Genomic DNA, 24,909 nt, shown 5'->3' with positions numbered 1-24,909 from the left:
CCCCGCAGCTACCTGACTCGCCTTTCCGCACATTCTGATAGCCGGTTGTACCGACAACAGCCAAGTGACCCTCTGAAGGGGAACGAAGAGTTGGAGTGCGGTGCCGCGTCACGAGTCGCTGATGCCTTGACGGTGGGGATCAGCGGCGGTGCGCGGGCGTCGTGGCGAGCGGTGCCGTGCCGGGGAGGGTTGTGGGGATGGCCGGGTGGCCGGTGCCGGGGGGACGGTGGGCGAGCGGGGTCCGGTGGGGCGGCAGCACGGCCACGGTCGAGCTCAGGTCGTCGCCGGCGTCCCTGAGTTCGGCGGTGAGAACGGCGAACTGCCGGGACAGTGCGCCGAGCCGTCCGGCCACGCGCTGAGCGTGCTGGGTCCCCAGGGCCTGGGCGAACTCCGCGCAGACGCTGACGAACTCCTCCAGGCGGATCAGCTGGCCGCGGGTGAGCCCGTAGCGGTCGACTGCTGTCTCGATCGCCTCTGCCACATCCGATGCACGGCGTGCCTCGCGGACGTCCTGGATCAGGACCTGGAAGCTCACTTCCGCACAGTGGGCACGCTCCGCGTACGGGGAGGCGTTGGGGTGCAGCACTCCGGGCGGAACGGGGGGAGGGCTCGCGTCGATGGCCTCCATCTCGTCCTCGTAGTGCCCCAGGACCTGTACGTCCGGGCTGTCGAGGTCTCCCGCGAGGGCCACCGCAGTGAACGTCTCGTCTTCGTGCTGGAGGACGGCGATGGTGATGAGCCGCTGCTCGGCGTCGTACCAGGACTCATACGGGGTGAGGCGGCCGGAGGACCGCGCCGCCCGGGCCAGGTGCGTCCACTTCCGCAGTTCGTCGCCGGGCAGCTCGGTGGTCGTCGGGGTGTGCTGCAGGTCGGCCAGGTCGCGGGCGGTGCCCGCGTGCTCGGCCCATGTCACGAGATGGGGCCACATGGCCTGCTGCGTGGTGTGGGCGGTCTCGTTGTCCGGCTCGTGGGCTGCCTCGGAGAGGATCTGCTGGATCTGGTCGGCCGCGTGCTCAAGGTTGTCAAGTCGCGCGGCCCATCCGGCGTGGTGCCGGGCGGGCGGCAGGCTGTCCAGTGCGCCGCGTGCCGCCGTGAGCAGTGTCCCGGCGTGCTGCAGGAGGGTGGTCCGGTATATCTCGGCGGCGGCCTGGTTGCGTTCCGCGACCGCCTCGGCGGCGGCGCGGGCGTCGATGATGGTTCCGTGCCGGTTGCGCAGGCCGTCGAGAACGGTCTCGCAGCGCAAGTGCACGACCGAGAACCGCAGGGCGAAGTCGCGAGCTCGGCCGACCGCGCTCGCGGACGGCTGGGGCGAATCGGTGATCTGTGCCTCCTGGGCCAGTGGATGATGGACGGTCCGCGCAGGGCTACGCGCGTACGCCCGGCGCGGTGTGCGCCGGTGTGCGGATGGCCGCGGCGAGGGTGAGTGCGGCGCCGAGCGCGGGAAGGACGGGTCCGCCGAGAGGGTGCGTGGAGAGAGCGCCTGCCAGGGCGGTGCCCAGAGCGTGTCCGGTGCCGCCGGCGAGGATCAGCCACGCGTACGCTTCCGCCCGTCGTCCCGCCGGGGCCAGCCTCTGCACCGTGAGGACGACGCTGGTGGTGACGACGGTGTGGAACAGCCCCGGCACGGCCATCGCCGCCACGGTGACACCGCTCGCAGGGTGGTGGTGCGCGGCGAGCAGCGGGACGAACCAGGCCGCTTGGAGCGCTGCCGAGCCGGTGACCAGGTGTCGTCGGGCGCTTGCGCGGTGGAGGCGGCGGGCGAGCAGGATGCTCCCGGCCAGGGCGCCGAGGGAGAAGACGGCCGGTACCAGTCCGGTGAGGGCGGGGGCGCTGTTCTCGTCGGCGAGTCGGACGGCCCACACGTTCATCGCGCCGGTCGACAGACCCGTTCCGGTCAGGACGGCGACGAGGCCGCCGAGCCACGCCGTGAGCAGTCGTCCCGATGCCCGTACCGGGCGGCTGGTCGGGTGCCATGACCGTGCCGGGACGGAGGTGAGGACGCCCGCCGCGCCGGCCAGCCCGAGGACGGCGGCCACGGTAAGTGCGGCGTCGGGGCCGTGCGCGGCGGCCAGGGCACCGGTGAGGAGGGGGCCGGTGATGAAGACGAGGCCGGAGCACGTGCTGTCCAGAAGGACGGCGGCCCGCCGTTCTGCCGGTTGGGTCAGCATCCGGGGCCACATAGCCCGAAGGCCCGCTTCCAGCGGGGGCGCGGTCAGAGCGGCGAACACCACTGCCGCCACGGCGCCGGCTCGGTGCGCGCCGGCGGCGTGCGGGAGGGCGAGCAGGGTTGCGGCGTGCAGGACGGCACCGGGTCCGGAGACCCGCACGGGCCCGTACCGGTCCAGCAGCCTGCCCTTGACCGGCTGGGACAGAGCGGCGGTCAGGGAGTAGACGGCGCCGAGCAGACCGCCGGTGGCGAGCGAGCCGCTGGCCGTGGTGATCAGCAGGATCACCGCTATCGGCACCATGACGGTGGGGAGCCGACCGACCAGCGTGGCCGTCAGCAGCCGGACGACATGGGGGCGGGCCAGGACCACCCGCAGGGGGCCGCGCGGAGGCGTGGAGAGCGGTTGGTCGGCGGAGCGCGGCGGAGAGATAGGTGCTGGGCTTTCGGTCGGGAAGGGACGGGAGGTGCCCCTGCGGTGCGGGTCGGTCAGTAGGAGGTGTCACCCGACCAGGCGGGATCGGTGGTGCTGCCCGGGGTTCAACACGCGGTGCGCCGTGGCGGTGGCGTTTTATCGGCAGGCCGGCAGGGAGGCTTACAACACCGCGGATGCTCATGCCGTACGCGGTGGCCGACCACTGCGTAGTGCGACCGGACGTCGGCGGTCACCGGCTTCTCCCCACTGGCCGGACAGCCGCCCCGCCGGGTACCGGGGCGGCCACCGGCAGAGGGGGCGGGGACACCGTGGTGCGCAGTTGAGGTGAGCGGGTGGTGGCCGCCCGGGCGAGCCGGGTCTGCCGGGCGTTGGCGAGCTGCTCCGGCAGATCGGGTTCGGATGCCGGGTCGAGGGTGTAGTCGGCGTAGACGGCGAAGCCGCGGGCGCGCAGGTCGTGGACGGCCTGGCGGGTACGGCGCGCGCCGTCGTGGTCGGGGCGGGTCAGCCGGTAGAGGCCCGGTGTGCCGGGGACCTGTTCGAACTGCTCGCGGGTGAGGTACCAGTCGGCGAGGTGGATGGGGGTGTGGGCGGTGGCGGTGGCGGCGAAGCCGTGTTCGGGGTGGGTGCCGAACACGAAGTGCGAGGGATGGTCCACAGGTCTCCGGGTCGTTGCGGTCGGGGTCAGCGGTGGAGGCCGGCGCTCGCCTGAGGCGGCAGTGCCCGTGGGGTCATCGGGGGGAGAGCGAGGGCGCGGACGCCGGGGCGGTCGAGCCTGGCGCGGGCCTGCCGGGTCAGGGCGTCGCCGTCGGCCAGCCAGGTCCGGATCGCCGGCCGTGCCAGACGGTTGCGCTGGGCCTTCGTTTCCGAGTCGTGCTCGGTGCGGATGATGGCGGCTGCCTGCGCCGGGTCCTCATAGGCGGCCTGCCAGTCGTCACGCAGGAGTTCGCTCCCCGCTTCGAGGGCGCCGCGCAGCCGTTCCAGCGCGGCGCGGTCCGCGGGCGGACCTTGTTCGGGCAGAAGGTGCGCGAACAGGAGGGGGCCGTGGACGAGGAACTCGCGGAACTCGTGCCAGGCGCGTTCGGCCACCGAGCCGTCCGGGACGTCGTGCACGCCGGTTTCCTGGCCGGCGACGTGGGTGCCCGGCTGGTGTGCCTGGACGAGCACCCGGGTGCGGGCGAGGGCGTGTTCGACCGCGTCGATCCGGCGGTGCTGGATTGCCTGGTGGTAGGCGGGCAGGAACTGATCGGTGATCGCCTGTGCGGCGGCGTCGGGGGCCTGGGGGAGGACGATGCCCAGCGGGGTGTTCGGTTCTTCTTCGTTGTCGTCGAACGGTTCGGGCGCGAGGGCGCCGAGCAGATATCCGTGGGTGTGGCCGGGGCGTTCGGCGAGGAGCAGATGGATGCCCTCGCCGTTGCCGAACTGAACGGCATAGGGCACCCGGTCGGTGCGCACCGCTGCAGAGAGGGGGCCGGTGTCCCAGAGCCAGGGGACGAGGTCTTCCTGCCAGATCGGGTGGCTGTAGATCTCCACCGTCGTGGTCCAGGTCCCGGGCAGACGGCGGGCGATGGAGTCGGCGACGTCGCCGATGTAGGGGCGGCTGCTGGTGGTCACCGCGCTCAGGTGGCGGTCGGCGGTGACGACCAGCTGCGCGAGTGCGCGGCGGGCGGCGGACGGGTCGCTGTCGGTAAGTGTGTAGACGCCTCCGCGGTCGCGGGCGAACCCGGCCAACTTGAGGGCGGTCTCGGCCCAGGGATACTTCTCGCCGCCGGCGGTGGCGACGATCCCCGAACGTGCGCTGACGCAGAGGCTGATCTGGGCGGGGAGGGATGGAGAGGGCACAGGAGGTCCTGGTGGTCAGCGGGTGTGCGGCTGCTGCGCGGAGCCGGGCGTGCGCGGGGGAAGCCCGGGCCCGCTGCGCGGAGACCGGTCGGAAGGCGGACGAATCCGGCGGGTGGTGACCAGGTGCGCGAGGTCGGGATGCTGCGCGAGGGCGGCGGGCCGCACGAGCGGCTCCGGACTCAGGGTGTCGTTCAGAACGGCGTTGACGACGAACGGCGGCGCCTCCTGGGTGAAGGAGACGCCCCACAGGGGTCCGAGTTCTGGGGTGACGGCGAAGATGTGCCAGACGATGTCCTCGTCGCCCTGGAGGAGCGGACCGTCGGAGCCGGGTGGGCGGCCCATCATCGCGGCGAGCCCGTCCACGGACTGCATTCCCACCAGTCCTAGCCCGTCGGCCAGTTCCCACCGTTCGTCGACATGCAGCTCGATCATGTCCGGCTCGGTGCCGCCCGCTATTCCGTAGATCAGGTGGTCCGCGTCGGCTTCCAGGCCGCGGGCGACGGTTTCGGTGAGAGAGGCGAGGAACTCCACGGGCGTGGCCCCGGCGACATCGGCCCGCCACCTTTCGGGCGCGCCGTGGCCGGTGCGGGCGGTGATCGTCAGGTGCGGCCCCCGTCCCTCCTCCGCCCGGCTGTGGCGGATCGTTATCCGTTCGCACGGGCTGGTGGCGCTGACGACATAGGGATACACGGCGACGGGCCACGCGTGGTTCTGGGCGAAGGCCACCAGGTGCTGGCGGTGCAGGTCCGGCGGGCTGGCCGCGAGGTAGCGGGGGCTGAAATGCACCGGCTCGTCGGGGGCAAGAGGTTGCTGGGCGGACATGGAGGCGGCCTTTCGGGCACATGAGACGGGTGACATCAGGCCGCGGCGGTGGACGGAGCGCGGCTTCAAGCGGGGCGCCGGACCGAGCCAGAGGGCGCGGTCCGGCGCAGTGACCTACCGGCCAGGCCGTGGGCCGGGGGGTGCGGCGTTCGGCGGGGTGGGCGGGAGACTCGGCGGGACCTGCTCCCGGTCCGGCGCGGCCGGCGTGGGTGCCGGGTCGTAGTGGGCACGCAGGGCCGCCATGCCCGCGTCGTCGGCGATGCCCATGACGGAGAGGCTCCTGCCGGCCGCCTCCATCAGGAGACGGGGCGGTGACCCGGGAGCGGCACTGCGGTGGTGACCGTTCCACTTGGCGGCGGCCAGGAGATAGTCGCTCATGGCTCGAAGTACCGGTTCGGCGGCGTCCAGCAGCCGGTCGGTGACGGCGTGAGCCTCGGCGGGAGCCGCGGCGGCGGCGAGCGCCGTGAGGTAGGGGGCCAGGTCCGGGCTCGGCAAGGGACTTTCCGGCACGGAGTGGTCGGCCAGGAAGGGCTCCGCGTCGCGCCGGGCCCAGCGCAGCAGATCGTCACGGGTGGCGATGCCGAAGCGGGCGGCGGCTATCTGCTCGCTGGTGCGGCCGACGTTGTCGTAAAGCTCGAAGTCGGGATGGGACAAACAGTCCTCCGATGGGATGGCGAGACAGTGGGGCGCCGGGGATGGGTCAGCGGGTCCGGCCGGGCGGCGGGAGCACCGGCGGTGGAAGGGGGACGACGGAGGCCCGGGCAACGGTGCCCGCCTGCGGGCCGGGGGCGTGCGGGAGGCTGAGGTCACGCATCTGATCGACGGCGAAGTGCAGCTGCTCGCCGAGCTGGCGTACGTCCGCGGCGGCGTCGGTGAGGTCGTCGTGCAGGTCGAAGGCGTCGTCGCTCTCGGCTTCCCTCGCCTTCTCGGCTGCGGCCTCGAAGAAGTCGGCCAGTTTCTCCAGCAGTCCGCGGTTCGGTTCCAGAACCTGGTTCAGGAAGACGGCGGCGCCGCTGTAGGAGGAGGTGCCGTTGAGCTGGTCGGTCAGTGCGTCCAGGTGGAGTGCGAGGAGGTAGTCGTCGGCGGGTCCGGCGGCTGTTTCGGGGCCCGCTCCTGGACGGGCGCCGGGTGCGGAGGGCTGGGGTTCCATGGAGGTGAGCTCGCAAGTGTTCTGACGACGGTGTCGTTGGTGGAGAAGTCGGATCGCGGCGACGGAGCGGGCCAGCTACGTGTGCGCCGCGGGGCCGGCGGCGCATCTGTGGCCAGGTGCACGTGACCGTGGCGCATGCTGGGTCAGCGTCCCGGACCAAGAGGGCTCTGTCGGCCTGGACGCGCCTTTCGTCATCTGGGTGTCCAGGTCGGCGGTGTCCCTTACGCCGTCGAGAGCTCGGTGTTCAGCTCGAACTCCCGCAGATGTCGGCCTGGTCGGCGGTCCAGCCGAATGCCAGGCGTTCCAGGTCTCCGAGGTAGACGACGTCGGCGTGGGCGCGGAAGGCGTCGATGCGCTGGTCGACGTAGTCCTGGACCTCGGTGTCCGCCAGGTCGACGCGTGCCCGGTTGCGTCGCGACAGCCGGCTCCATTCCAGCAGGTCGGAGTCGGTGGCCCGGTCCATCCACACCCACACGCCGGTGCCCAGCTTGACGAGATCGCGGGGATGGAAGAGAGCGCCGGTGCGTCTGCGGCGGGGGTTGCGGTGTTCACCGAAGCCGGTGACCAGGCTCTGAGCGAGCCGGTCGAGCGCGGCGGCCCTGATGTGGGGGTCGAGGTCTTCGCGGGTGAGCTGTACGCGCACCGCGTCGGTGAGACGGCGTTTGTGGAAGCGGCCGTCGGCGTCGGTGAGCGCCTCGGCGCTCTGCTCGACGATGCGCTGGAGGCGGCTGTCGGCGGTGGACGTCACGGAAGGTCACGCTCCTGCCAGACCTGGTCCATCTCCGCCAGCGCCGTCACGGCGTGTGCGATGGTCTCGCGGGTGATGGGGGTACCGCTGGCGAAGGCCGGGTCGTAGCGGCTGAAGGTCCTGGTGCCGCGGGCCTTCGCGAGCACCGGGACCACCTCGTCCAGCAGGCGGGTGGCGACGCGGCGCTCCCGCTTGTCCTCCTCGACCCGGGCGGTGTGCTCCGCCCATGCGCCGGCCAGGGTCAGATGGCCTTCGACGACCCGGTCGGCGAGTTCTGGATCTGCTTCGCGCAGGCGGGTGAGCTGGACCTCGGCCGAGTTGGCCTTGGCTTTGTTCTCCCGGGCGCTGGCGTATGCCTCGTCCAGCCCCATGGCGCCGGCGATGACCGGGTCCACGAGGTCGGGCGCGTGCTGCAGGACGGTGCTTGCCCGTCCGAGCACGGCCACGGCGACTCCGATCTGCTCTCCCAGGGAGCGTGCCGTCTGTTCCGTTTCGGAACGCCGCTCGTGTTCCGGGTCGGAACGGCCGTGTTGTTCCGAAACGGAACGGGCCTTGACCGTGATCATCGCGGCCTGACCCTTGGTGAGGCTGCGGCGTCGGAGGTTGACGGACAGGATGTAGATGTCGGGGTCGTCGCCGTCGTAGGTGGTGAAGGCCGGTGCAGTGCCGGCCTGTTCGCAGGCGGCGAGCCGGCCGCGTCCGTCGAGTACCCGGCCGTGGCGGTCGACGACGATGGGCTGCAGCAGCCCGTGCTCGCGGATGTCGTGGGCGAGAGCGCTCAGGTCGTCTTCGTCGAGCAGGGGGAGAAGCGAAGCGGTGGGGTGGAATTCGATGTGAAGCTCCTCGGAATATCCGGAAGGCAGGGGACGGGCAAGTACGTGCGTCAACCGACGGGGCCGTGCGCCGGGATTCGTGAACTCGGCGCCTTTTCAGTGCATGCGGGCGTCGGTGTCGAAGAGCTGGGCTTCCTGCGGGTGCAGAAGATGTTGAACGATGAAGGACCGTCCGGCGACCCGCCACAGGCCGCGTCCGCGGTTGAGATGGGCGACGGCCTGGGTCTCGACGCTGGTGAGGCCGAGGAGGGTGGCGGCTGCCTGGAGCTGGTCGTTCTCCTGGCGGTAGATGATCCGGGTGGAGCAGTCGGCGAGAAGTCCTTCGGCGAGGGCTCGTCCGCGGGATCCGGCGTCGCCGGCGGTGAGCAGGTCGGACAGCCGGTGAATCACCATCAAGTTCGCGATGCCCAGTCCCCGGGAGAGTTTCCACTGGGCCTGCATGCGCTGGAGGAGGCCGGGGTGGCGCATGAGGCGCCAGGCTTCGTCGTAGACGATCCAGCGCCGGCCGCCGTTCGGGTCGGTGAGGGCGCTCTCCATCCAGGCGGAGGCGCAGGTCATGGCGAGGACGAGGGCGGTGTCGTCGCCGGAGCCGCCGAGGCGGGACAGGTCGATGGTGAGCATCGGGCTGTTGGGGTCGAAGGCGACGGTCGAGGGGGCGTCGAACATGCCGGCGAGGTCACCGTGCACGAGCCTGCGGAGTGCGTGGGCGAGGTCGCGGGCCGCGTCGCCGAGCCGTCCGGACAGGGCGCCGCCCGCGATGTCGAGGAGGCCCGGGTTGTTGAGGGTGGTGGCGATGTCGCCGAGGAGCGGGGCCCGTCCGGTTGCGGTGGCGTGGGAGACGACGGTGTCGAGGGCGACGTCGAGGGCGGTGTGCTCCATCGGGGCCAGGTCCCGGCCGAGGACGGTCCTTGCCAGTGATCCGAGGAGCAGCAGGCGGCGCTTGCGGATCTCGGTCGCCCAGTCTGCCTCCGACACGCTGACCGGGCGGGGTGCGGCGTCCAGGGGATTGAGTTTGCCCGGGAGGCCGGGGCCCAGGGCGATGGAGGTGCCGCCGAGCGCGGTGGCCACCGCCGTCCATTCCCCCTTCGGGTCGCAGGGGACGTAGACGCGGTACCCGAACGCGACGGACCGCAGGGCGAAGGACTTGGCGAGCGCGGACTTGCCCTGTCCGATCACCCCGGCGAGCAGCACGTTGGGGTTGGTGAAGCCCTCGATCTTCCCGTAGAGGGTGAACGGGTCGAAGCTGAAAGCCGCCTCGGCGTGGACGTCGCGGCCGATGTAGATTCCGTCTGCCCCCAGCCCGCCCTCGGCCAGGAACGGGTACGCGCCGCTGGCGGTGGCGGTGGTCATGCGATGCGCGGGCAGCCGCAGTCGGCTGCCGCGGGCGGACGCAGGACCGGGTCGTCCGCCCGTCCCGTACAGCGGGCGGGGCATCTCTTCCTCGGCCGGTGCCGAATCGTCCAGGTGGGTGTTGGCGGCGGCGCGGGCCTGGGCGGTGGCTTCGGCGAGCTGGCGGCGGGCCTTCTTGCGGCCGGCGCGGTCCGTGCCGTGCGGGGTGAACAGCGGTGAAGCGGAGGCGCGGCGGGCGCGGCGGGACGGCCGGTGGTTCATCGGAGGCTCGTTTCGGCGGCGTGGTCCGCTCATGAGGCCCGGGTGGGGTGGCCGTGGAGCGGGGTGAGGTCGGCGGGGGTGGTCTTGCGGCGGATGGCGTGGCCGGCGGCGAGGTGGCGCTGGCAGATGGTCAGCACCGGCGGACCTTCCGGAAGGCCCTTCGGGTCCCAGTCCGAACCGGTGGTGCCGGGGGTGCTGGGGAGGGTGTGGAAGGCGTCGTGGACTTCTGCGGTGGCCTGCCAGATTCGGGTGTGCGCGGCGGCGAGATGTCTCCCGGCGGTGGGGTGCGGGGGCCGGATCTGTTCGGCGCACTGGTCCAGGAGCCGGTGCAGCGCGGTGAGATGGGCGTGCAGGGTGTCCAGGTGCGCGCGGTCCGCCGCCCGGGGCGCGGTGGGGCGTTCGGCGTTGAGCGCGCGGGAGTGGTGGCGCAGGCCGGCGGTCGAGGCCCGCAGGTAGGGGAAGGCGTCGGGGGGTGAGGTCAAGAGGGTCCTTGGTGCCGGGGCGGCTCGTGATGCGGTCTGGCATGTGGCGGCGGATGGGGAGTGCCGTTCACCGTCGGGGGCGCGGCTCCGCACCGGGCGGTCGGGGCGACGGAGGCAGTGGCCCGGAGGCGGCACGTGGTGGGGTGCCGCTCGGCAGCGACCATGACTGCTCGTGCCGCAGGTCGTTGAACGTCCCCGGTGCTGCCGTACCGGGGTGGCTCTGCTCGGGGATGAAGACGGCGTTGCTGGTGGCGTCGGGCTCGTCGTCGGGTCTGCGGGTGTCGGCCACCCATTGCCGGAAGGACGGCAGCTGGAGGAGAGCCTGGTGCGCGCTGGTGAGGTCGGTGCCGTGGACGGCGAACAGCCACGGACTTGCTCCGTCGACATGTCCGGGGCCGGTGAAGGCGAGGGTGAACGTGTGCTGAGGATGCGCCGCGGCGAGGCGTTCGAGCCGGTTGCGGACGGCGTCGAGCGTGTCACTGGCTTCGATCGCTGTCTCCAGGCGGGCTTCCTCGTACTCCGGGTAGCGCTCCTCGACCACGTACCCGTCGGCGCGGTGCTCGTCGAGCCGGGCCTGGTGACGGTGGTGCATCTCCCGCAGCGGGCCGAGGAGTGCGCGGATCTCGTCGGCGAGATCGGGGGGCGGATTGGTCACAGAGCGATCCGGGCGAGGGGGAGGGCGGCGGTGGTGAAGGCGTCCGGCTGCTGGAAATCAAGCCGCCGCAGGTCGACCTGGGCGGATCCGGCGGCGGTCTCGATGGTCGCGCACGCCGCGTCGAGCAGGGCGTCGGTCGGTGCGGAGACGGTAATCAGCCCGGTCAGGTCGACATCGGAGTGCCCGGCGATCAGCTGCCGTTCGCGCTGCTTGGCGTCGGCGTACTCGATGCTGTCGGCCTCGGAGTCGACCATGCCCCGCCGTCGGCGTTCAGCGGCGTCCGCGATGATCGTGGCCTTGGTGCGCTGCACATCGCGCAGCGCCGCTTCCAGCGTCTTGGGCACGTAGATAAGGGAGAGGCTGCGCCGCACACCGGCGGTGAACATCAGCCCGTGGAGGAACCCGGCGCTGGTCTCGGTGCGGGGCCAGTTCTCGACCCAGAAGGTGGCGTGCCGGGCGGAGTCGGTGATCACCCGGTCCGCTTCCTCGACCTGCACGACCGGGCCGGCGGCTTCCGGGTCGGCTTCGGCCCGGCCGCTCTCCGACCACTGCTGCAGCCGGGACAGGGCCTTCGGGTCGTAGGCGGTACGGATGACCGCAGCGATCTCCGGGGCGGTGAGCCACCCGGACACGGTCAGCCCCGCCCCGCGCACGGCCTGGGTGACCGAGGAAGTGGTCTGCTCCAAAACCGTGAACGCGCCCGGCAGCCCGCCGCCCGCCTGGGAGACCAGCCTTTTGGCGGCCTTCAGGTCGAGAGAGATCACCAGGTAGGACTCGTGGGGTGCCGCGGCCGGTCCGGCGGAGGCGACCAGGTCGCTGTAGATCTGGCCGGCGACCGGGGTGTCGGGACGGCCCTGCTGGGCCCAGTGCCGGGTCAGGGTGTCGCCGGAGTCCGGGACGGTGCGTTCCAGCACCTGGATGGCGGCGATGTGCCCGGTGCGGGAGACGCTGGCCAGGGCTCTGCCCCAGCCGGCGACGTTGGAGTTCTGCGAGGCGGGGTCGAGCAGGGCGAACGCCCGGGAGGAGATGCGGGCGACGGCGGTCAGCGTCTGGCGGTGCGGGTCGTGGACGGCGGCGGCCTCGGACCCGTGGGGGGTGACGACCCGCAGGGAAGCGGCTGTGCCCGGGAGATGGAGGACGCCGTCCTGCCGGGGCCGGGACACAGGGCGGGCGAGCCACTTCGTCTGCCCGGAGCGCCGCCGGAACAGGTAGCGCAGGACGATCGGTGCCCAGTCGACGAGAGACCGGCCGCTGCGCCTCACGAACACGAGGGCTGCGACCGCTCCCCACAGAGGGGTGAGGGCCACGGCGCCGGTCAGCCCGGTGGACACGACGGTGACCATCAGCAGGGCGAGCGCGGCGGAGACCAGGGTCAGCTGCGGCAGGGACAGACCCAGGAGGATGCCGCGCCGCGAGCGGTGCGGAAACTTCACCGTGACCGGTGCTGGGGATGCGGAGAGTTCAGACAAGGGGGAACCGTCCAGGCGAATCGGGCCGGGGGCCGGTCGGAGCACCACACACGTGGTCGTGCTCCGACCGGCAAGGGGCGGTGGAGGTCAGGAGCCGGTGGGCGAGGGCGGCGGGCTCGCGGGCCCGCTGGACGTGCCCGGACCGGAACGGGTGGTGAAGTCCGGTGCGGGCGGGGCGCCCTGCGGGGGCGGCGGCGCGGTACTCGCCGGAGCATTGCGCGGCCCGTGCCCCGCGGGCGGATCGACGGGGGCCGCAGGCGCCGACTGGCTGCTGCCCCCCTGTTCGGCACCTGCAGGCGTCGGCGGGCTCTGCTGACCGCTGGAACTGGAGCCTTCGCCCGATCCGGGACTGACGGGCGCTTCCTGGACGGCCTTCTCCACGCCCTTGGCCATCGCGTCGACGGCGGGCGACATGCCACCCAGACCGCCACTGCCCTGACCACTCTGAGCGCCACCTTCACCGCTGCCGCTGTCGGCGCTGGTGGAGGAGGAGGCGATATCGCCGGGGAACCCTCCGTCGGCGAAGTCCGGGCCCTGCGGCGCGGCACTCCCCGCGCCGCCTGCGGCACCAGCTGCTCCGCCGGTCCCGGCGGTCGCCGCCATGGCGGCGGCCTTCCGTCCGGCACGTTCGGCGTGCTGCCGGGCGAGCTGCGCACCGGCTCCGCCGGCGCGGTGGATGTCCTCGCCGTTGGTGCCCTCGGCGGCCCAGTGAACGAACTTGAACGTGACGTACGGGCACAACAGGACCATCAGCATGATGACGATGCCGGCCATGACGTCGGAGAGCGCGGCGATGCCGTCGCTGGCTTCGGTCTTGCCCATGGCGGAGATCCCGAGGAGGAAGACCACGGTCATCAGCAGTTTCGAGACGACGAGGGTGGCGGTGGCCTCGATCCAGCCGCGGCGCCACCGGCGGGTCGCCTCCCATCCGCCGCCCGCGGCGGCGAACACCGCGAGGGTCACCATGACCAGGATGCCGACCTTGCGGACCATCATCACGCACCAGTACAGGAAAGCGCCGATCGCGGCTCCGAGGCCGGCGAACACCATCACCAGCCAGCCCAGGCCCGAGATGGCGCCGATCTGGCCCACCTTGACCGTGCGCCGGACGGCGTCTTCGATACTGGTGCCCGCCGCTCTGAACAGGCCGTCTGACAGAGCGTCCACGACCTCGATGGCGACCGTGGTCAGGGCGATGGCGGCGAACGCGAAGATCACACCGGACGCGGTGCCGGTGAACGCCTGAGCGAGGGCCTGGCCGTCGCGTTTCATCGCGGCCCGGATCAGCTGCGCGGAGAACGTCGCGACGAGCACGATCAGTCCGATGGGCAGCAAGGTCTCGTAGTTGTCGCGAAACCACGCGGCGTTCAGGTCGATGTTCGTGGTGGCGTTGACGGCGTCGGCGGCGAGATCGGCCGCCGCGGCGGCCAGCTCTCCGGTCGACTTGGCCATCCAGTTCCCGATCGCCGCACCCGGGTCGGACACGAACTTCGCGGCGTCCGCGACGCCGCACACGGTGTTCGCCAGGGGAAGATCACAGAAATCCATGAGGGATGCCCCTCCTCTCAGATGGCGAGCCGGCTACGGGGCGACGCGGGGGGCGATGGACACGAGCGCGCAGTCCGCCGATGGGCGGCACTGGACGGCGAGGGTGACCGAACGGTCCTCGGCCCCGCCACCGCCGCCCTTCCAGGCGATGGACTGCTTGCCGGTGGCGGTGACGATGTAGATGTACGCCTCGGTCAGGGCAGCCGGATCGTCCGCCAGCGCCTGCTTGAACGCCGAGGGGAACGTGGCGGTGGAGATCGTGGCGGTGGCGTGCTGGGCGTTGTCCCGCATCCGCGACCACAGCACCGGATCCGGCACCTGGGCCTGCACCCCGGTCCAGTCGCTGTACTTCGCCTCGTCCGTCATCCACGCCCGCATCCCGGCCAGTTGCTGGTCGCGGCTGGTGGTGCGGGTGTCGTAGGACCAGAGCATCGCGGCGGCGGCCTTGCCGAATGCCAGCGGATCGGCGATCTGCGGAGCTGCGGCCACCGCGCCCCGGCCGGGCGACGGCTTGCCCTGTCCCTCTGACGAATCGGCGGACGGGGCGGCGGGCTTCGCGGGAGCTGCGGGAGCGGAGGTCTTGCTGTCCTGATCGGCCTGGCCGGTGACGTAGGCGGCAAGGCCGGCGGCGGCGACCAGCACGGCGAGAACGGCGGCGACGACCGCGATGCGGCGGTTGGCCGACCAGCCGGCAGTGCGCTGGCGCAGGGCCGTGGTGCGGGATCGTTTCATCAGTTGACCTGCGTCCCCAGCGCGGAGAAGAAGGCCACGATTCCGTTGGCGGCGCCGAGGCCGAGCGCGGCGCCTGCGCTCACCAACGCGCCCTTCTTTCCGTTGGCCTCGGCCTGGTGGCCGCCGGAGTGGTGGCCCCAGGCCCACACACCGAGGGAGACGGCCAAGGCGCCGACCACGGCGATGATCCCAAACATGTTGATCGAAGAGACGACGTCGCGGAGCACGTTGAGGCCCGGAAGGCCGCCGCCCTTCGGTGTGATGCCCGGGTCGAAGGCGAGATGGGTGACGCGGTCGGCGAGGGACATGGCTATGGCGAAGCTCCTTGCTTACACGGGCCACCGGGCCCGCGGGAAACGGAGGAAGAAGAGGAGGGAAGAAGGAAGAAGAAGAGGGGAGGGGGCGTCAGAGGACGCGGCGCACGGTGAGGATCTTTGTGTCCTTCACAGGCTCGATCCGGACGTTCGTCCCGGTCCGCGGTGCGTTGATCAAAAGCCCGGAGCCCATGTAGAGGCTGACGTGCTCCGGCACGGCGGCCGTGCCGCGGGAGAAGATGAGATCACCGGGACGCATGGCCTTCGCAGAGACGGCCTTGCCCTCCTTGACCTGGGTGTACGTGGTACGTGTCAGGGAGACGCCGGCGGCGCGGTACGCCTGCTGGGTGAGGCTGGAGCAGTCGCAGCGGCCCATCGGATCCGGACCGCGCGGGTCGGTGCACGTACCGCCCCACTGGTAGGGGGTGCCGAGCTGCCCCATCGCCCAAGTGATCGCCTCGCGGGCCTCCGGATCGGCGTCCTTCGGGATCTCGTACCCCTCCGGCACAGCACCTTCCGGGATCGGCCCGAAACCGGACCCGTCCTCACCCGGGACGCATCCGCTGCCGGTACTGGGAGAGCCGGTGTCCTCGCCGGATTCGCCCTGGTCGGGCAGGATCGCGACGATGGCCTGCTGCAGTGCCCGGGACAGCGGCTCCCACTGCGCGTACGCGTCGGGGAACCCACTCTTCTGGACGGCCTGGGCGGCCTGGGTGATGGTCATCTGCTGCCAGCCGGAGACCTTGAGCAGACCCTCGTAGAACTTGGTGGAGCTGTAGACGGGGTCGCGGATCTGCTCGGGACTGCCCCAGCCCATGCTCGGACGCTGCTGGAACAAGCCCAGGCTGTCGCGATCCCCGTAGTCGAGGTTGCGGAGCCGAGACTCCTGCAGGGCTGTGGCCAGGGCGACGACCTGTCCGCGTTCGGGTACTCCGAGGGAGATACCGGTGGCGACGATCGTCTTCGCGTGCGGGATCTGCTCCGCGGGGAGTTCGAGGCCCTCGACCTTGATGTCCTGGTCGGCGCCCTCGCCGCCGAGGATGGCCGCGACCTGCTTCGCGACCGCCTCGGTGTCGACATCGGTGCCGGTGGCGCAGGAGGTGTAGTCGAGGGCGGCGCTGCTGCCGGACGCGACCAGGACGGCGGTTCCGGCGAGGAGGAGGGGGGAGAGGCAGAAGACGCCGATGGCGGCGGCTGCGGCCTTCAACCGGTGCCGCCTCCCGGAACGGGGTTGTCAGCCGGTGGGCGGTTTCCGGGCACGCCGGAGCGCGGGTGTGTCACAGGGGTACTCCTTGAAGTGAATCCGTCCGCCGTGGTGTCCGGTGTGAGAGGCAGCGGCCGGTGGTGGGACATCAGTTGCTCCTCCAGCACACGAGTTGCCGCTCGCGTCCCGGAGATCGCCGATCAGGTGCAACAGGACATGGGAATGCTCCAGGAAGGCGTGATGGGAGATTGCCATCGGCGGTGTTCGCCGGGCAGTTCCAAAACAGTAAGCCCAGATCCCCGGTTGGCGAAATAGTTCACCACTTCGCTGTGGGCGCCCTGGGGCGGTCCCGGCGACGACAGCGGCCAACCGGGGATCGTGCCCTAGAGTTGTGATACCTCCCCGTCGCCACCCGCCTCACAGGCGGTCATCCGCCCTGCCCCTATTTGCCGGGCAGTACCGGGCGGCGAGCCGGAACACTTCCTCTCCCTCATTCCCGACCCGAATCCCGGGGTATCCCTTTGCCTTTTTCCCTCCACCAGGGCGACGCCCTGACCGTCCTCTCCGGCCTGCCGGACAACTGCGTCGACTCCGTGATCACCGACCCGCCGTACAACAGCGGCGGCCGGACCGCGAAGGAGCGCACGTCCCGCAGCGCCCGCCAGAAGTACACCTCCGCCGACGCCGGCCATGACCTTCCCGACTTCACCGGCGAGAACATGGACCAGCGCAGCTACGGCTACTGGCTCACCCAGACCATGACCGAGGCCCACCGCCTCACCAAGATCGGCGGGACTGCGCTCGTCTTCACCGACTGGCGCCAGCTCCCGGTCACGACAGACGCCATCCAGGCGGCGGGGTGGCTTTGGCGCGGCGTCCTCGCCTGGCACAAGCCGCAGGCCAGGCCGCAGAAGGGGCGCTTCACCCAGAACTGTGAGTTCATCGTCTGGGCGTCCAACGGGCCGATCGACGCCTCCCGGAACCCGGTCTACCTACCCGGCCTCTACAGCGCTTCGCAGCCGTCGGGGAAGAACCGCCAGCACATCACGCAGAAGCCCGTAAGTGTCATGCGTGAACTGGTGCAAATCTGCCCGGACGGCGGCACCGTCCTCGATTTCTGCGCGGGCTCCGGCTCGACCGGGGTCGCGGCCCTGCTGGAGGGCCGCGACTTCATCGGCGTCGAGAAGACCCAGCACTACGCGCAGGTTGCCGCCGACCGGCTCACCGAAACCCTGCAGCAGACGCGCACGCAGGACGACTTCGGCCTCACCGCATAGCCGTCGCCACGCTCCTGTCCGGACGGGCCCGATTGTTCTCACGGGCCCGTCCGGACGGCACGTGGATTCATATAGCAGCCGATCCCCGGTTAGCGAAATCGGGAATTGATCGGATCGTTGATGCCGCAACCCGTCATTCACCGGCCGCGGCTTCAAGGAGACCATGCGTGTCCGAATCCACAGATCCCCCCGACGGCGGGATGATCCCCCCGATACGGCTGCCCGATTCCGGCCTGAAATCCATAGAGGCCAGCGTCCGCAAACTGCTCGACCAGACGGCCGAGCAGGCACGGCAGCTCGACAGCCTCTCGGCGGAACCCGGCCCAGCCCACCGCCCACCAGCCCCGTTCCCGGGCTTCGGTATGACCGGCTTTGCGGGCATGCCAGGACTGCCGCCTCCGTCGCCCGCGCCGCCCGAGCCGAAGCCGATCCTGGAACTCGACGGCGAGGAGTACGAGAACGAACTCGACTCGCTCTCCGACTGGGTGGACGACTTCCTTATGCCCACGTACGGCGCGGAGGTCACCACCGCCGCGCCGTGGTGCGATGAGTGGCAGGAACACCGTGACGTCGTCGCCTGGATGCACGCCCTGTGGATGGCCTACCAGCAGCACAAGGACCCCGAAGCGGGGCTCGCCGGCCTGTTCGTGTGGCACCGAGACTTCCTCACCCACGCGATGGCGGCGGTCCGCGCCCCGGGCGGCCCGCTGTCCGCGTGCAAGACCGACCCGGACCGCCCCTCCCACCGGCTGCTGGCAGGCCCCGCACCCTCGGCCCGCTCGAAGCCCGAAGCCGACACCCCGACAGCAGACGCGACACCGGACGGGGCCGGAGCATGACCGGCCACCCAGCGCCGGCGTTCGGTCTCAGCTTCGACCCGCGCGCCCTGACCGACCTCCTGGCCGCACCGGGCGACATCCGCGATCTGGCACTCGCCCAGCTCCAGGACGTCGTCACCGCGCAGTTGTTCGGCGGCAGGCTCAGCGGTGACCTGGACGGGTTCCGCAAGCTCTACGTCGATCACCGCGCCCAGTGGCGGATCGTCTACGGCCAGCGCCCGGCCCCGCCGGGATCGGCCCACCGCGCCGAGATCCATGTGGTGGCGGTGCGGCCCCGGGCCGGGCAGGACGCCTACGACACCGCCCGCGCTCGCCTCGCCATCACCCGCCGGCCGATGAGCGCCCGGACCCACGCCGCCCGTACCCGATCCCCCCAGCTGGCCAGCACCCCGGGCCAGGTATCCAGGCCCAGCCCGCCTCCGCGCCCGATGCCCGGTCTTCCCCACCCCGCTCCGACCTCGAAGGGCCCCATCCGTTGACGACCGTGTTTCCCACCCTTCTCGACCGGTTCGCCGCCACCCTGCGCGGGGCCGAGCTGCCGCCGGAGGACCCGCACCACCGCGCGATCCTTGACACTTTCCTTGAAGTCCAGCGGCTGGGCCGGCAGCTCACCGGGTCGAGCCCCGCCCACGGCCGGCTCGACGGGACCGGAGAGCGGCTGATACAGCTCGCCGAACGCCTCGCCGCTGGCCGCGAGCTCGCCGTTCTTCTCTCCTCCCATTGGTGCTGCCGCACCGAAGAGGAAATCGCCGAGGACGACGCGGAGGACTTCCTGTCCTGCCCGGACGAGCACCCGCCGACGTCCGGCGTCGTCCAGGACGTCCTGCGAGTCTTCGCCGACTTCGGCGACCCCGACGCTCTCGCATCCGCCGATCTGGTGGCCGCGCTGCGGCGCCTGCCAGGCACAGCGGACGATCGCGGGCGCTACGCCGGCCTCACCCAGGCACGCCTCGCCCAGCTCCTGTCCCCCTACGAGATCTCCACCCGTGACGTCACGCTGCCGGATGGCCGCCGCCGCAAGTCCTACCGCCGCGCCGCGCTCGCTGACTGCCGCTGATCCGGAAGGGAGGTTTTGCCATGTCCGCCACACCTGCGCCGAAGGCGCCGACCGGGCTGGATCACCGGATCGAGGCGGCTGTGGGCTGCAGCGTCGACGCCCTGTGGGAGCACCGCGACCGTGGTCTCCTCGACGAGCCGCTCGCCCGTCTGGCCGACGCTCACCGTACGCTCGCGGCGGCCGAGACATCGGTGGCCTTCTACCGGGTCCTGCTCCACCGCCTGGCCTCGGGCGAGTTCCCCGTCGACACCGCGCTGTTCGGGCGCATCGAACGGACCGTCGACCAGTTGGAGCAGGCCGCGGCTGCCCGCGACGAGCGGCACGCGGGCGTGCTGGCCGTGCTGGAACCGGTCGAGGCGGCGGCCCGATTGCAGACTCCGTCCGAGGAGACAGACTTGCCTGCCCGGGACATCGCCGCCCTCCTCGCCATCGCCCGGGGCGCCAAACTCCACGAGCATCTCCTCACCCAGCGGCTTTCCGTGATCACCGCCTCCGGGGCTCGCGTCGGATACGAGCAGCTCCAGCAGCTGGAGCAGGCCGGACTCCTTGAACGGGACGCTGCTCATCCGGTTCACGCCGGGCAGCCGGTCACCCTCACCGACGCAGGCCGCAGTGCCCTCGCCGGCACTCGGAGACCGCAGACGACGGGCACCGGCCGCCCCGTTCCGCAGGTGGGGGAGTGGCCCGCCGCGGCCCGCTCCCGTCACTGAACCCGGGCCCTCGCGGCCCCATCCACCAGCCGTGCATGCGCTGACCTGAAAGCTCCCTTGTTCATGCCTTCACACTCGCCGGATTTCCGACTTGACGGCTACGAGGCCGTCAACCCCCGTGTTCAGAAAGCCTTCTGGCAGCACATAGACATCAATCAGAACGACCTCATCCGGCTCGCCGACCATCACAGCGAGGACGGACGTCACAGCCACTACGTCCTCCACGACCAGTCCGTCACCTGGGGCATCCCGGGGGAGCCTCAGCTCATCGCCCTCCACCTGCAGCGCGACCCGGCAGAGCGGACGTTCCGCTTCGAGCACGCCACGCTGCCCCTGGCTTCCATGGCCCAGTCCTGGCTCATCGCCCGCGGCTGCCCACCCGACGCCATCCGCCTTCCGGGCGACATGGGCACGACGGCGGCCGACGACGCCACCCGTGCTCTGGAAGAGCGACTTAAAGGCGATGGCGACTCCTACGCCCTCCTCACCAGCTACACCGACGACCACCACACCTCCCACCAGATCACCGTGCTGCTGCGCGCCGTGGACGAAGAGGAAGCACAGCCTTTCCGGGTGCTACTGGAACAAGCCGACCTCACCCCCTTCACGCACACCCTCCGCGAAGGGGGCTTCGACACCTTCAAGGAGGCCACCACCTGGTGGGAAAGCCATTGGAGAGGTGAGGGCCCCCCGCTGCCGGCGATATCGCCGCCCGCGCGCCGTACCTCTGCGCCCGGGCTGCCACCCGCCGGACCCATCCACCACCCCCACGCCTCGCCGCGCACGCTGAACTCCTGCCCGTGGTCGCCCAGCCGACCACGCCGCCCCCAGGACGTACCTGCTGACTGAATTCCGATTCGTCACCCCCGGCGGGCGCGGGGAAAGGTAGCAGCACTTTCCCGGTTCGTGAAACCGGGGATTCTCCGGACTCTAGAACTGTCGCCCGGCACATCGCCCGGCGCGCCATTTCCGTGTATCCCCCTTTTCCGTCTGGAGGCCATTTCTCATGGGTTCTGCCCGATTCGCCGTCAGTGCCGCTGTGCTCGGCGCGCTCGCCCTTCCTCTCGCCGCCGCACCGGCCGCGACCGCCGCCGCCCCGGCTGTCGCCGTCGAGCACGGCCACCGCCCGTGTGACCGGCCCGGACCATGGGTGATCGGCACGAAGGCCGTCACCATGCGCTCCAAAGCGACCACCAAGTCCACCGCTGTCGGCATCCTCTACAAGGGCCAGAAGTTCACCGTCCACAAGACCAGCGGCAACTGGCATCACATCACCAACAAGACCACGAAGGTCAAGGGCTGGGTCTCCGGCAGCTACGTCTACCGGGACGTTCGCATGTGCCTGAGCTATTAGCCAGCCCAGGCGCTCTGCACAGTCCCGCCGCATTCACTGAAGGATTCCGTCCCGTTGGCCGCAGTCGGCCATGCGGCCATCGGTCCGGTACTCCCGAGCATGAAAAGGAGAGCGTTCAGTGTCCGATGACTCCGATGATGTGATGGGCGTTCTCGCGGCCCGGATCGAGGAGAAGTTCCAGATGGGCCTGCCGGCGCTCCGGCGCGCGGTAGCTTGCGCGCCGCACGCCAGCCCCGCCGCTACCGAGGCCGTCCGCTGGTATGGCCTCCTGGCCACCGCGCAGAAAGCGCTCGGCCGGGCCGAGGACGCCCTTGTCGAAGTCCTCATGTCCGAGCCGCCCGGCGAACTCGACGATCGCGTCATGCAGTTGGCTCACCGCGTGAACGCCGCTTTCGATATCCGCGACGGGCGGGCCATGGTCCTGCGTCAGCTCCTGGACCCGCAAGCCCCGGGCACCCCCGGCGTATGGCGCGGGACCGCTGCGACCGCCCGCCGGGGACCGGCCCCCACAACCAGCACGCCGGCCCGCCCCGCACTCCCGATGCCGGAGATCCGAAGGGCGGCCCGGTGAGCGTGACGACGCGCTTCTCCAGCCAGGACACGGCGCTGGAAGAGGCGTTCGGCGCTCCGGTCCACCAGCTGTACGCGACCGCCACCGCGTCCGGGGCTTCCGCCGCATTGCGCCGGGCCCTGGAGCTGCGGTCCTTTCTGGTCCTGGCCGAGGAGCAGGTCGTCCGGGTCCGCGACCGGGTCCACCAGTCCACGGCCCCCGGCCGCGACCTGGGCGAGCTGTCCGCCGACGCGCTGCGTTTCGACGCGCAGTGGATGGAGGCGGCTCTCAGTGCCCGCGACGGATACCTCACGGCCCTGGCCGGCCTGTTGCGGTCCATGCCTCCGCCCGAATCCGCCTCTCGCCGCCCGGTGGAGTTCACCCAGGCCAAGATCACCACCGCCCTGCCGCCCGCCGGCCCGGCCCCGACGCGGGCCGGGGCGGCGGGGGCACCGACCGTGAAGGCCCGCTGATTGACCGCATCCCACTCCACGGCCCAGACGCTGACCGCGCGGATCGAGACCCTGTACGGCCATCCGCTCGCCGCGCTCGAAGCCCACGCCGAGGCCACGCCGCACGACAGCATGCTCGCCGCCCTCCTGGGCAGTCTGGCCGATCTCCAGCTCGCCGAACGCAGCATCACCTTCCACCGCGACCGGCTGCGGCAACTCGCGCACCCGGACCGGTCGATCGAAGCGTTCGACGCCGGCCACCTGCTCGACAACGCCCGCCGCATCAGCGAAGCGGTCGCCGTCCGCGACGCCCACACGAAGACCCTGAGCGCCGTCCTGCAGAGCCTGCACCGCATCCCCGTACCGACATCCGAGCCAGCCCCGGCGCCACCGCCCGTACCCGCTCCCGCCAGCGCTGCCCGCACACGCTGACCCGCCCCGATACTGCCTGGAGTTCCCTCTCTTGATCCCCACCGGTCTGCCCCCCGCCGTCCACGCCGATCTGTCGCGGGTCATCGAATCCCTCGGCATGCTCACCCCGCGCTGGAACGCGCGGATTCTGATCACCCTCGCCGGCCGGCCCCTGCGGTACACGGAGATCAAAAGCCGGATGCCGTGGCTGCAGGACGGCCAGCTCCACCCCAAGCTCCGCTGGCTCTCGGACGCCGGCCTGGTGGAACGCACCGAGCACGGCGTCCGCCACGTAACCTACGGGCTTTCCGCCCGCGGCCGTGACCTGATGCCGGTCCTCGCGGTGATCTCCGTCTGGGGCGACGCTCATCTGGAGAAGGCCACCCCCACAGCGGTAGGCGCACAGCCTGCCTCGACCGTGCAGGACATCGAGGACAGCCTGGTCCTGGTCTCCTACCGGCACGCCACCCCGATCCTGTGGTCCCTGCAGGCCCGCGGGACGGCCGGCGCCACGGCCATCGCCGCCGACGCGATGCCCGGCCAACGCCTCAGCGCCGTCTACCCGCGCCTTCGGCAGCTGGTCGACGACCGACTCGTCGACACCGACGCGGAGGGGACCGACTACTGCCTTTCCTCGCCCGGCCGGGCCCTCGCCCCCGTCTACCGCGCCCTCTCGGCATGGGCGGCCGGCCGCCCCCTCGCCGACGCCGCAGCCCACCCCGTGTGGGGCCACCCGCCGGCCCCGTCCCAGTCCGCCACAGGCATGTGGGCCTCCACCGCGAAGACCCCGCCCGCTCCGCAGACCACGCCCGCGGCACAGTGGCGCGCCGGAGACCTCTTCTCCCACCAGGCGCCGGCTCGCGCGGGCGCTCTGGCAGGGGGCCACCGCCGATGACCTCCACCAAGCCCACCCCCGCCCAGCTCGTCCATACGGTCGAGGTGCTCGGTCATCCGGGGGTGGTCCGGCTGGTCAGCGAGATCGACGATCACGGACCCGTCGCCCGGCACATGCTCAGCCGTACCTTCCCCGACCTGCGGCTCCAGCAGGTCCGCGACGGTTCCGTGCTGGCCCGCACCCACCGGCTCATCCACAGCGGACAGCAGTCGGGGCAGCCCGCCTACCGGCTCACCCCTCGCGGCGCCGACCTGGCCGATGTCTACGACACCGCCGCCCGATGGGCCCGTGCTCACCACCACCCCACCCGGCACGCCGACTTCACCACCCGCGTCCGCGCCACCCTCACCCTCCTCACCCAGAACACCGCCTATGCCACGGAGCCCGCGCAGGCCCTGCACCAGTGGATCCAGGCGAACTGGGGCGTTCTCGACGCCCGGGCAGCCGCGCCCCCGACAGTCGTTCTGAACGCCTCTTCCGGCGGTGCATGTGGCTGACGTCGATGCGGACGTCCACGTCAGCCCCCGCTACCTCGCCGGTTCGATATCGACCGGTGACGTGGGTCTGCAGGCCGCGCTCGACGCGGGCTGGCAGCTGACCCACGACGACCTCGGCAACTGCTACCTTCCATCCCCTGACCAGCGGCTCCGGATCGGCTTCATGCCCGAGGGCGACGACGACGCCCTGTGGAAGATCGCCGCCTACGAGCACCAGTTCGCCCGCCCCCGGTGGGCCGCTGCGTTCAGCAGTGACACCCCCACGGAGTTCGTCACCGCCTTCACCACCGCCCTCCTCGACTCCTACCAGAAGGACGACGACTCCTTCCTGCGAGGCGGGCTCGGCAGAGCCGACGACCCGCACCCAGTGCTCGCCCCGCTGGCAGATGCCGGCTGGAGGATGACCGACGACTGGTGGCTACGGGAGATGAAGGCACCCGACGCCCTCGCCGGAGCCTGGTACCGGCGCGGCGCCCTCGACCCGGACGGCGAGCTGACCAGTAACGCGACCCGGTGGGGCCTGTGGGGAGGGCCGAAGAAGAGCTACTGGTACGCGGTCTTCTCCACCCACACGCCCGCCGCGTTCATCACCGCCACCGCGGCAGCGGTCGTCGACCCCGAACCCGCCCTGCGCTGGTCCGGCGGACTCTCCCGGATGACCCGCGCCCACGCGCAGATCACACCGGCCCGTCCTCCGGCTCCCACGCCCAGGGACATCGCCCGCAGGCACCGGCGGACCACCCCGGCCCTCGGGACGCGTGCCGTGCCCCGCTGGTCCACCAGCACCCCCTCCGGCCGGCTGCCCGCCCCGGCCCGCGCGGCAGCCCGCCGCTGACCCAACTCCCCTTCACCCCTGGAGT

The 24,909-nt window shown here is 71.4% G+C and carries 30 protein-coding genes; 12 read left to right on the top strand and 18 right to left on the bottom strand.

The window, feature by feature from the left end:
- Positions 1 to 139 precede the first annotated feature (139 nt).
- From ACH4S7_RS05380 to ACH4S7_RS05300, 17 genes are all read right to left on the bottom strand, one after another.
- Entirely contained in the window at positions 140 to 1,249 is a 1,110-nt protein-coding gene (locus ACH4S7_RS05380) for a hypothetical protein (protein WP_398519717.1), read from the bottom strand.
- A gap of 115 nt (positions 1,250 to 1,364) precedes the next feature.
- Complete coding sequence (locus tag ACH4S7_RS05375; RefSeq protein ID WP_398519716.1) at positions 1,365 to 2,537, bottom strand: MFS transporter; 1,173 nt, start codon at positions 2,535 to 2,537, stop codon at positions 1,365 to 1,367.
- Positions 2,538 to 2,829: 292 nt separating this feature from the next.
- Positions 2,830 to 3,255, bottom strand: coding sequence for a hypothetical protein (locus ACH4S7_RS05370; RefSeq protein WP_398519715.1), 426 nt, complete (start codon positions 3,253 to 3,255; stop codon positions 2,830 to 2,832).
- 26 nt (positions 3,256 to 3,281) lie between these two features.
- Positions 3,282 to 4,439 carry a hypothetical protein gene (locus ACH4S7_RS05365; RefSeq protein WP_398519714.1) on the bottom strand — a complete coding sequence of 386 codons (1,158 nt, stop codon included), beginning with the start codon at positions 4,437 to 4,439 and terminating at the stop codon, positions 3,282 to 3,284.
- A 15-nt stretch (positions 4,440 to 4,454) separates the two neighbouring features.
- Entirely contained in the window at positions 4,455 to 5,261 is an 807-nt protein-coding gene (locus ACH4S7_RS05360; RefSeq protein WP_398519713.1) for a DUF317 domain-containing protein, read from the bottom strand.
- 114 nt (positions 5,262 to 5,375) lie between these two features.
- On the bottom strand, positions 5,376 to 5,915 hold the full coding sequence (locus ACH4S7_RS05355; protein WP_398519712.1) for a hypothetical protein: 540 nt from the start codon (positions 5,913 to 5,915) through the stop codon (positions 5,376 to 5,378).
- Positions 5,916 to 5,961: 46 nt separating this feature from the next.
- Entirely contained in the window at positions 5,962 to 6,411 is a 450-nt protein-coding gene (locus tag ACH4S7_RS05350; protein WP_398519711.1) for a hypothetical protein, read from the bottom strand.
- Between the two features lie 244 nt (positions 6,412 to 6,655).
- Complete coding sequence (locus ACH4S7_RS05345) at positions 6,656 to 7,159, bottom strand: hypothetical protein (RefSeq protein ID WP_398519710.1); 504 nt, start codon at positions 7,157 to 7,159, stop codon at positions 6,656 to 6,658.
- Positions 7,156 to 8,046 (bottom strand): ParB/RepB/Spo0J family partition protein, encoded by an 891-nt coding sequence (locus tag ACH4S7_RS05340; protein WP_398519709.1) that lies wholly within the window; start codon positions 8,044 to 8,046, stop codon positions 7,156 to 7,158. The genes ACH4S7_RS05345 and ACH4S7_RS05340 overlap by 4 nt, the downstream gene beginning before the upstream one ends.
- Positions 8,047 to 8,088: 42 nt before the next feature.
- Positions 8,089 to 9,603, bottom strand: a complete 1,515-nt coding sequence (locus ACH4S7_RS05335) for a VirB4 family type IV secretion system protein (RefSeq protein WP_398519708.1) — start codon at positions 9,601 to 9,603, stop codon at positions 8,089 to 8,091.
- A 29-nt stretch (positions 9,604 to 9,632) separates the two neighbouring features.
- Entirely contained in the window at positions 9,633 to 10,085 is a 453-nt protein-coding gene (locus tag ACH4S7_RS05330; protein WP_398519707.1) for a DUF6238 family protein, read from the bottom strand.
- Positions 10,086 to 10,152: 67 nt separating this feature from the next.
- On the bottom strand, positions 10,153 to 10,740 hold the full coding sequence (locus ACH4S7_RS05325; protein WP_398519706.1) for a hypothetical protein: 588 nt from the start codon (positions 10,738 to 10,740) through the stop codon (positions 10,153 to 10,155).
- Entirely contained in the window at positions 10,737 to 12,209 is a 1,473-nt protein-coding gene (locus tag ACH4S7_RS05320; protein WP_398519705.1) for an SCO6880 family protein, read from the bottom strand. The genes ACH4S7_RS05325 and ACH4S7_RS05320 overlap by 4 nt, the downstream gene beginning before the upstream one ends.
- 87 nt (positions 12,210 to 12,296) lie before the next feature.
- Positions 12,297 to 13,757 carry an ATP-binding protein gene (locus ACH4S7_RS05315; RefSeq protein WP_398519704.1) on the bottom strand — a complete coding sequence of 487 codons (1,461 nt, stop codon included), beginning with the start codon at positions 13,755 to 13,757 and terminating at the stop codon, positions 12,297 to 12,299.
- A 33-nt stretch (positions 13,758 to 13,790) separates the two neighbouring features.
- The gene (locus ACH4S7_RS05310) at positions 13,791 to 14,489 is read right to left on the bottom strand and encodes a hypothetical protein (protein WP_398519703.1); all 699 of its coding nucleotides are present in this window, start codon (positions 14,487 to 14,489) and stop codon (positions 13,791 to 13,793) included.
- The gene (locus ACH4S7_RS05305) at positions 14,489 to 14,797 is read right to left on the bottom strand and encodes a DUF6112 family protein (protein ID WP_398519702.1); all 309 of its coding nucleotides are present in this window, start codon (positions 14,795 to 14,797) and stop codon (positions 14,489 to 14,491) included. Before ACH4S7_RS05305 ends, ACH4S7_RS05310 begins: the two co-directional genes overlap by 1 nt.
- A gap of 97 nt (positions 14,798 to 14,894) precedes the next feature.
- Positions 14,895 to 16,010, bottom strand: a complete 1,116-nt coding sequence (locus ACH4S7_RS05300; RefSeq protein ID WP_398519701.1) for a C40 family peptidase — start codon at positions 16,008 to 16,010, stop codon at positions 14,895 to 14,897.
- A gap of 518 nt (positions 16,011 to 16,528) precedes the next feature.
- On the opposite strand from ACH4S7_RS05300, the gene ACH4S7_RS05295 reads away from it, so the two are divergent.
- The 7 genes from ACH4S7_RS05295 (at position 16,529) to ACH4S7_RS05265 (ending at position 21,244) form a co-directional block, all read left to right on the top strand.
- Positions 16,529 to 17,284, top strand: coding sequence for a DNA-methyltransferase (locus ACH4S7_RS05295; RefSeq protein WP_398519700.1), 756 nt, complete (start codon positions 16,529 to 16,531; stop codon positions 17,282 to 17,284).
- A 167-nt stretch (positions 17,285 to 17,451) separates the two neighbouring features.
- Positions 17,452 to 18,123: a DUF4913 domain-containing protein gene (locus ACH4S7_RS05290; RefSeq protein ID WP_398519699.1), complete on the top strand. Its 672-nt coding sequence runs from the start codon at positions 17,452 to 17,454 to the stop codon at positions 18,121 to 18,123.
- A complete protein-coding gene (locus ACH4S7_RS05285; RefSeq protein ID WP_398519698.1) occupies positions 18,120 to 18,602 on the top strand; it encodes a hypothetical protein in 483 nt (160 codons plus the stop codon). The genes ACH4S7_RS05290 and ACH4S7_RS05285 overlap by 4 nt, the downstream gene beginning before the upstream one ends.
- Before the next feature lie 5 nt (positions 18,603 to 18,607).
- Positions 18,608 to 19,180, top strand: a complete 573-nt coding sequence (locus ACH4S7_RS05280; protein ID WP_398519697.1) for a DUF3631 domain-containing protein — start codon at positions 18,608 to 18,610, stop codon at positions 19,178 to 19,180.
- A 20-nt stretch (positions 19,181 to 19,200) separates the two neighbouring features.
- Positions 19,201 to 19,890 carry a hypothetical protein gene (locus tag ACH4S7_RS05275; protein WP_398519696.1) on the top strand — a complete coding sequence of 230 codons (690 nt, stop codon included), beginning with the start codon at positions 19,201 to 19,203 and terminating at the stop codon, positions 19,888 to 19,890.
- A gap of 63 nt (positions 19,891 to 19,953) precedes the next feature.
- The gene (locus tag ACH4S7_RS05270; RefSeq protein ID WP_398519695.1) at positions 19,954 to 20,739 is read left to right on the top strand and encodes a hypothetical protein; all 786 of its coding nucleotides are present in this window, start codon (positions 19,954 to 19,956) and stop codon (positions 20,737 to 20,739) included.
- A gap of 157 nt (positions 20,740 to 20,896) precedes the next feature.
- A complete protein-coding gene (locus tag ACH4S7_RS05265; RefSeq protein WP_398519694.1) occupies positions 20,897 to 21,244 on the top strand; it encodes an SH3 domain-containing protein in 348 nt (115 codons plus the stop codon).
- Positions 21,245 to 21,359: 115 nt separating this feature from the next.
- Here the strand turns inward: ACH4S7_RS05265 and ACH4S7_RS05260 are convergent, their stop codons facing one another.
- Complete coding sequence (locus ACH4S7_RS05260; protein WP_398519693.1) at positions 21,360 to 21,689, bottom strand: hypothetical protein; 330 nt, start codon at positions 21,687 to 21,689, stop codon at positions 21,360 to 21,362.
- A 122-nt stretch (positions 21,690 to 21,811) separates the two neighbouring features.
- On the opposite strand from ACH4S7_RS05260, the gene ACH4S7_RS05255 reads away from it, so the two are divergent.
- Genes ACH4S7_RS05255 through ACH4S7_RS05235 form a run of 5 tightly spaced genes read left to right on the top strand, consistent with a single transcriptional unit; the run spans position 21,812 to position 24,884 of the window.
- The gene (locus ACH4S7_RS05255; RefSeq protein ID WP_398519692.1) at positions 21,812 to 22,267 is read left to right on the top strand and encodes a hypothetical protein; all 456 of its coding nucleotides are present in this window, start codon (positions 21,812 to 21,814) and stop codon (positions 22,265 to 22,267) included.
- The gene (locus ACH4S7_RS05250) at positions 22,268 to 22,678 is read left to right on the top strand and encodes a hypothetical protein (RefSeq protein WP_398519691.1); all 411 of its coding nucleotides are present in this window, start codon (positions 22,268 to 22,270) and stop codon (positions 22,676 to 22,678) included. It begins immediately after the preceding gene.
- A 31-nt stretch (positions 22,679 to 22,709) separates the two neighbouring features.
- Positions 22,710 to 23,552, top strand: coding sequence for a winged helix-turn-helix transcriptional regulator (locus ACH4S7_RS05245; protein ID WP_398519690.1), 843 nt, complete (start codon positions 22,710 to 22,712; stop codon positions 23,550 to 23,552).
- Positions 23,549 to 24,049 (top strand): hypothetical protein, encoded by a 501-nt coding sequence (locus ACH4S7_RS05240; protein WP_398519689.1) that lies wholly within the window; start codon positions 23,549 to 23,551, stop codon positions 24,047 to 24,049. Before ACH4S7_RS05245 ends, ACH4S7_RS05240 begins: the two co-directional genes overlap by 4 nt.
- Positions 24,042 to 24,884 carry a DUF317 domain-containing protein gene (locus ACH4S7_RS05235; RefSeq protein WP_398519688.1) on the top strand — a complete coding sequence of 281 codons (843 nt, stop codon included), beginning with the start codon at positions 24,042 to 24,044 and terminating at the stop codon, positions 24,882 to 24,884. Before ACH4S7_RS05240 ends, ACH4S7_RS05235 begins: the two co-directional genes overlap by 8 nt.
- Positions 24,885 to 24,909: the final 25 nt, after the last annotated feature.

Source organism: Streptomyces sp. NPDC020965, from assembly GCF_044333555.1.
In the GTDB taxonomy this organism is placed as follows: domain Bacteria; phylum Actinomycetota; class Actinomycetes; order Streptomycetales; family Streptomycetaceae; genus Streptomyces.
This window is presented reverse-complemented; position numbering and strand designations above follow the sequence as displayed.

Bases quoted from the DNA above. Each gene is read 5' to 3' on its own strand.
- ACH4S7_RS05360 (WP_398519713.1), bottom strand. From the start codon at position 5,261: ATGTCCGCCCAGCAACCTCTTGCCCCCGACGAGCCGGTGCATTTCAGC.
- ACH4S7_RS05350 (WP_398519711.1), bottom strand. From the start codon at position 6,411: ATGGAACCCCAGCCCTCCGCACCCGGCGCCCGTCCAGGAGCGGGCCCC.
- ACH4S7_RS05335 (WP_398519708.1), bottom strand. From the start codon at position 9,603: ATGAACCACCGGCCGTCCCGCCGCGCCCGCCGCGCCTCCGCTTCACCG.
- ACH4S7_RS05315 (WP_398519704.1), bottom strand. From the start codon at position 13,757: ATGGATTTCTGTGATCTTCCCCTGGCGAACACCGTGTGCGGCGTCGCG.
- ACH4S7_RS05310 (WP_398519703.1), bottom strand. From the start codon at position 14,489: ATGAAACGATCCCGCACCACGGCCCTGCGCCAGCGCACTGCCGGCTGG.
- ACH4S7_RS05305 (WP_398519702.1), bottom strand. From the start codon at position 14,797: ATGTCCCTCGCCGACCGCGTCACCCATCTCGCCTTCGACCCGGGCATC.
- ACH4S7_RS05285 (WP_398519698.1), top strand. From the start codon at position 18,120: ATGACCGGCCACCCAGCGCCGGCGTTCGGTCTCAGCTTCGACCCGCGC.
- ACH4S7_RS05275 (WP_398519696.1), top strand. From the start codon at position 19,201: ATGTCCGCCACACCTGCGCCGAAGGCGCCGACCGGGCTGGATCACCGG.
- ACH4S7_RS05270 (WP_398519695.1), top strand. From the start codon at position 19,954: ATGCCTTCACACTCGCCGGATTTCCGACTTGACGGCTACGAGGCCGTC.
- ACH4S7_RS05265 (WP_398519694.1), top strand. From the start codon at position 20,897: ATGGGTTCTGCCCGATTCGCCGTCAGTGCCGCTGTGCTCGGCGCGCTC.
- ACH4S7_RS05240 (WP_398519689.1), top strand. From the start codon at position 23,549: ATGACCTCCACCAAGCCCACCCCCGCCCAGCTCGTCCATACGGTCGAG.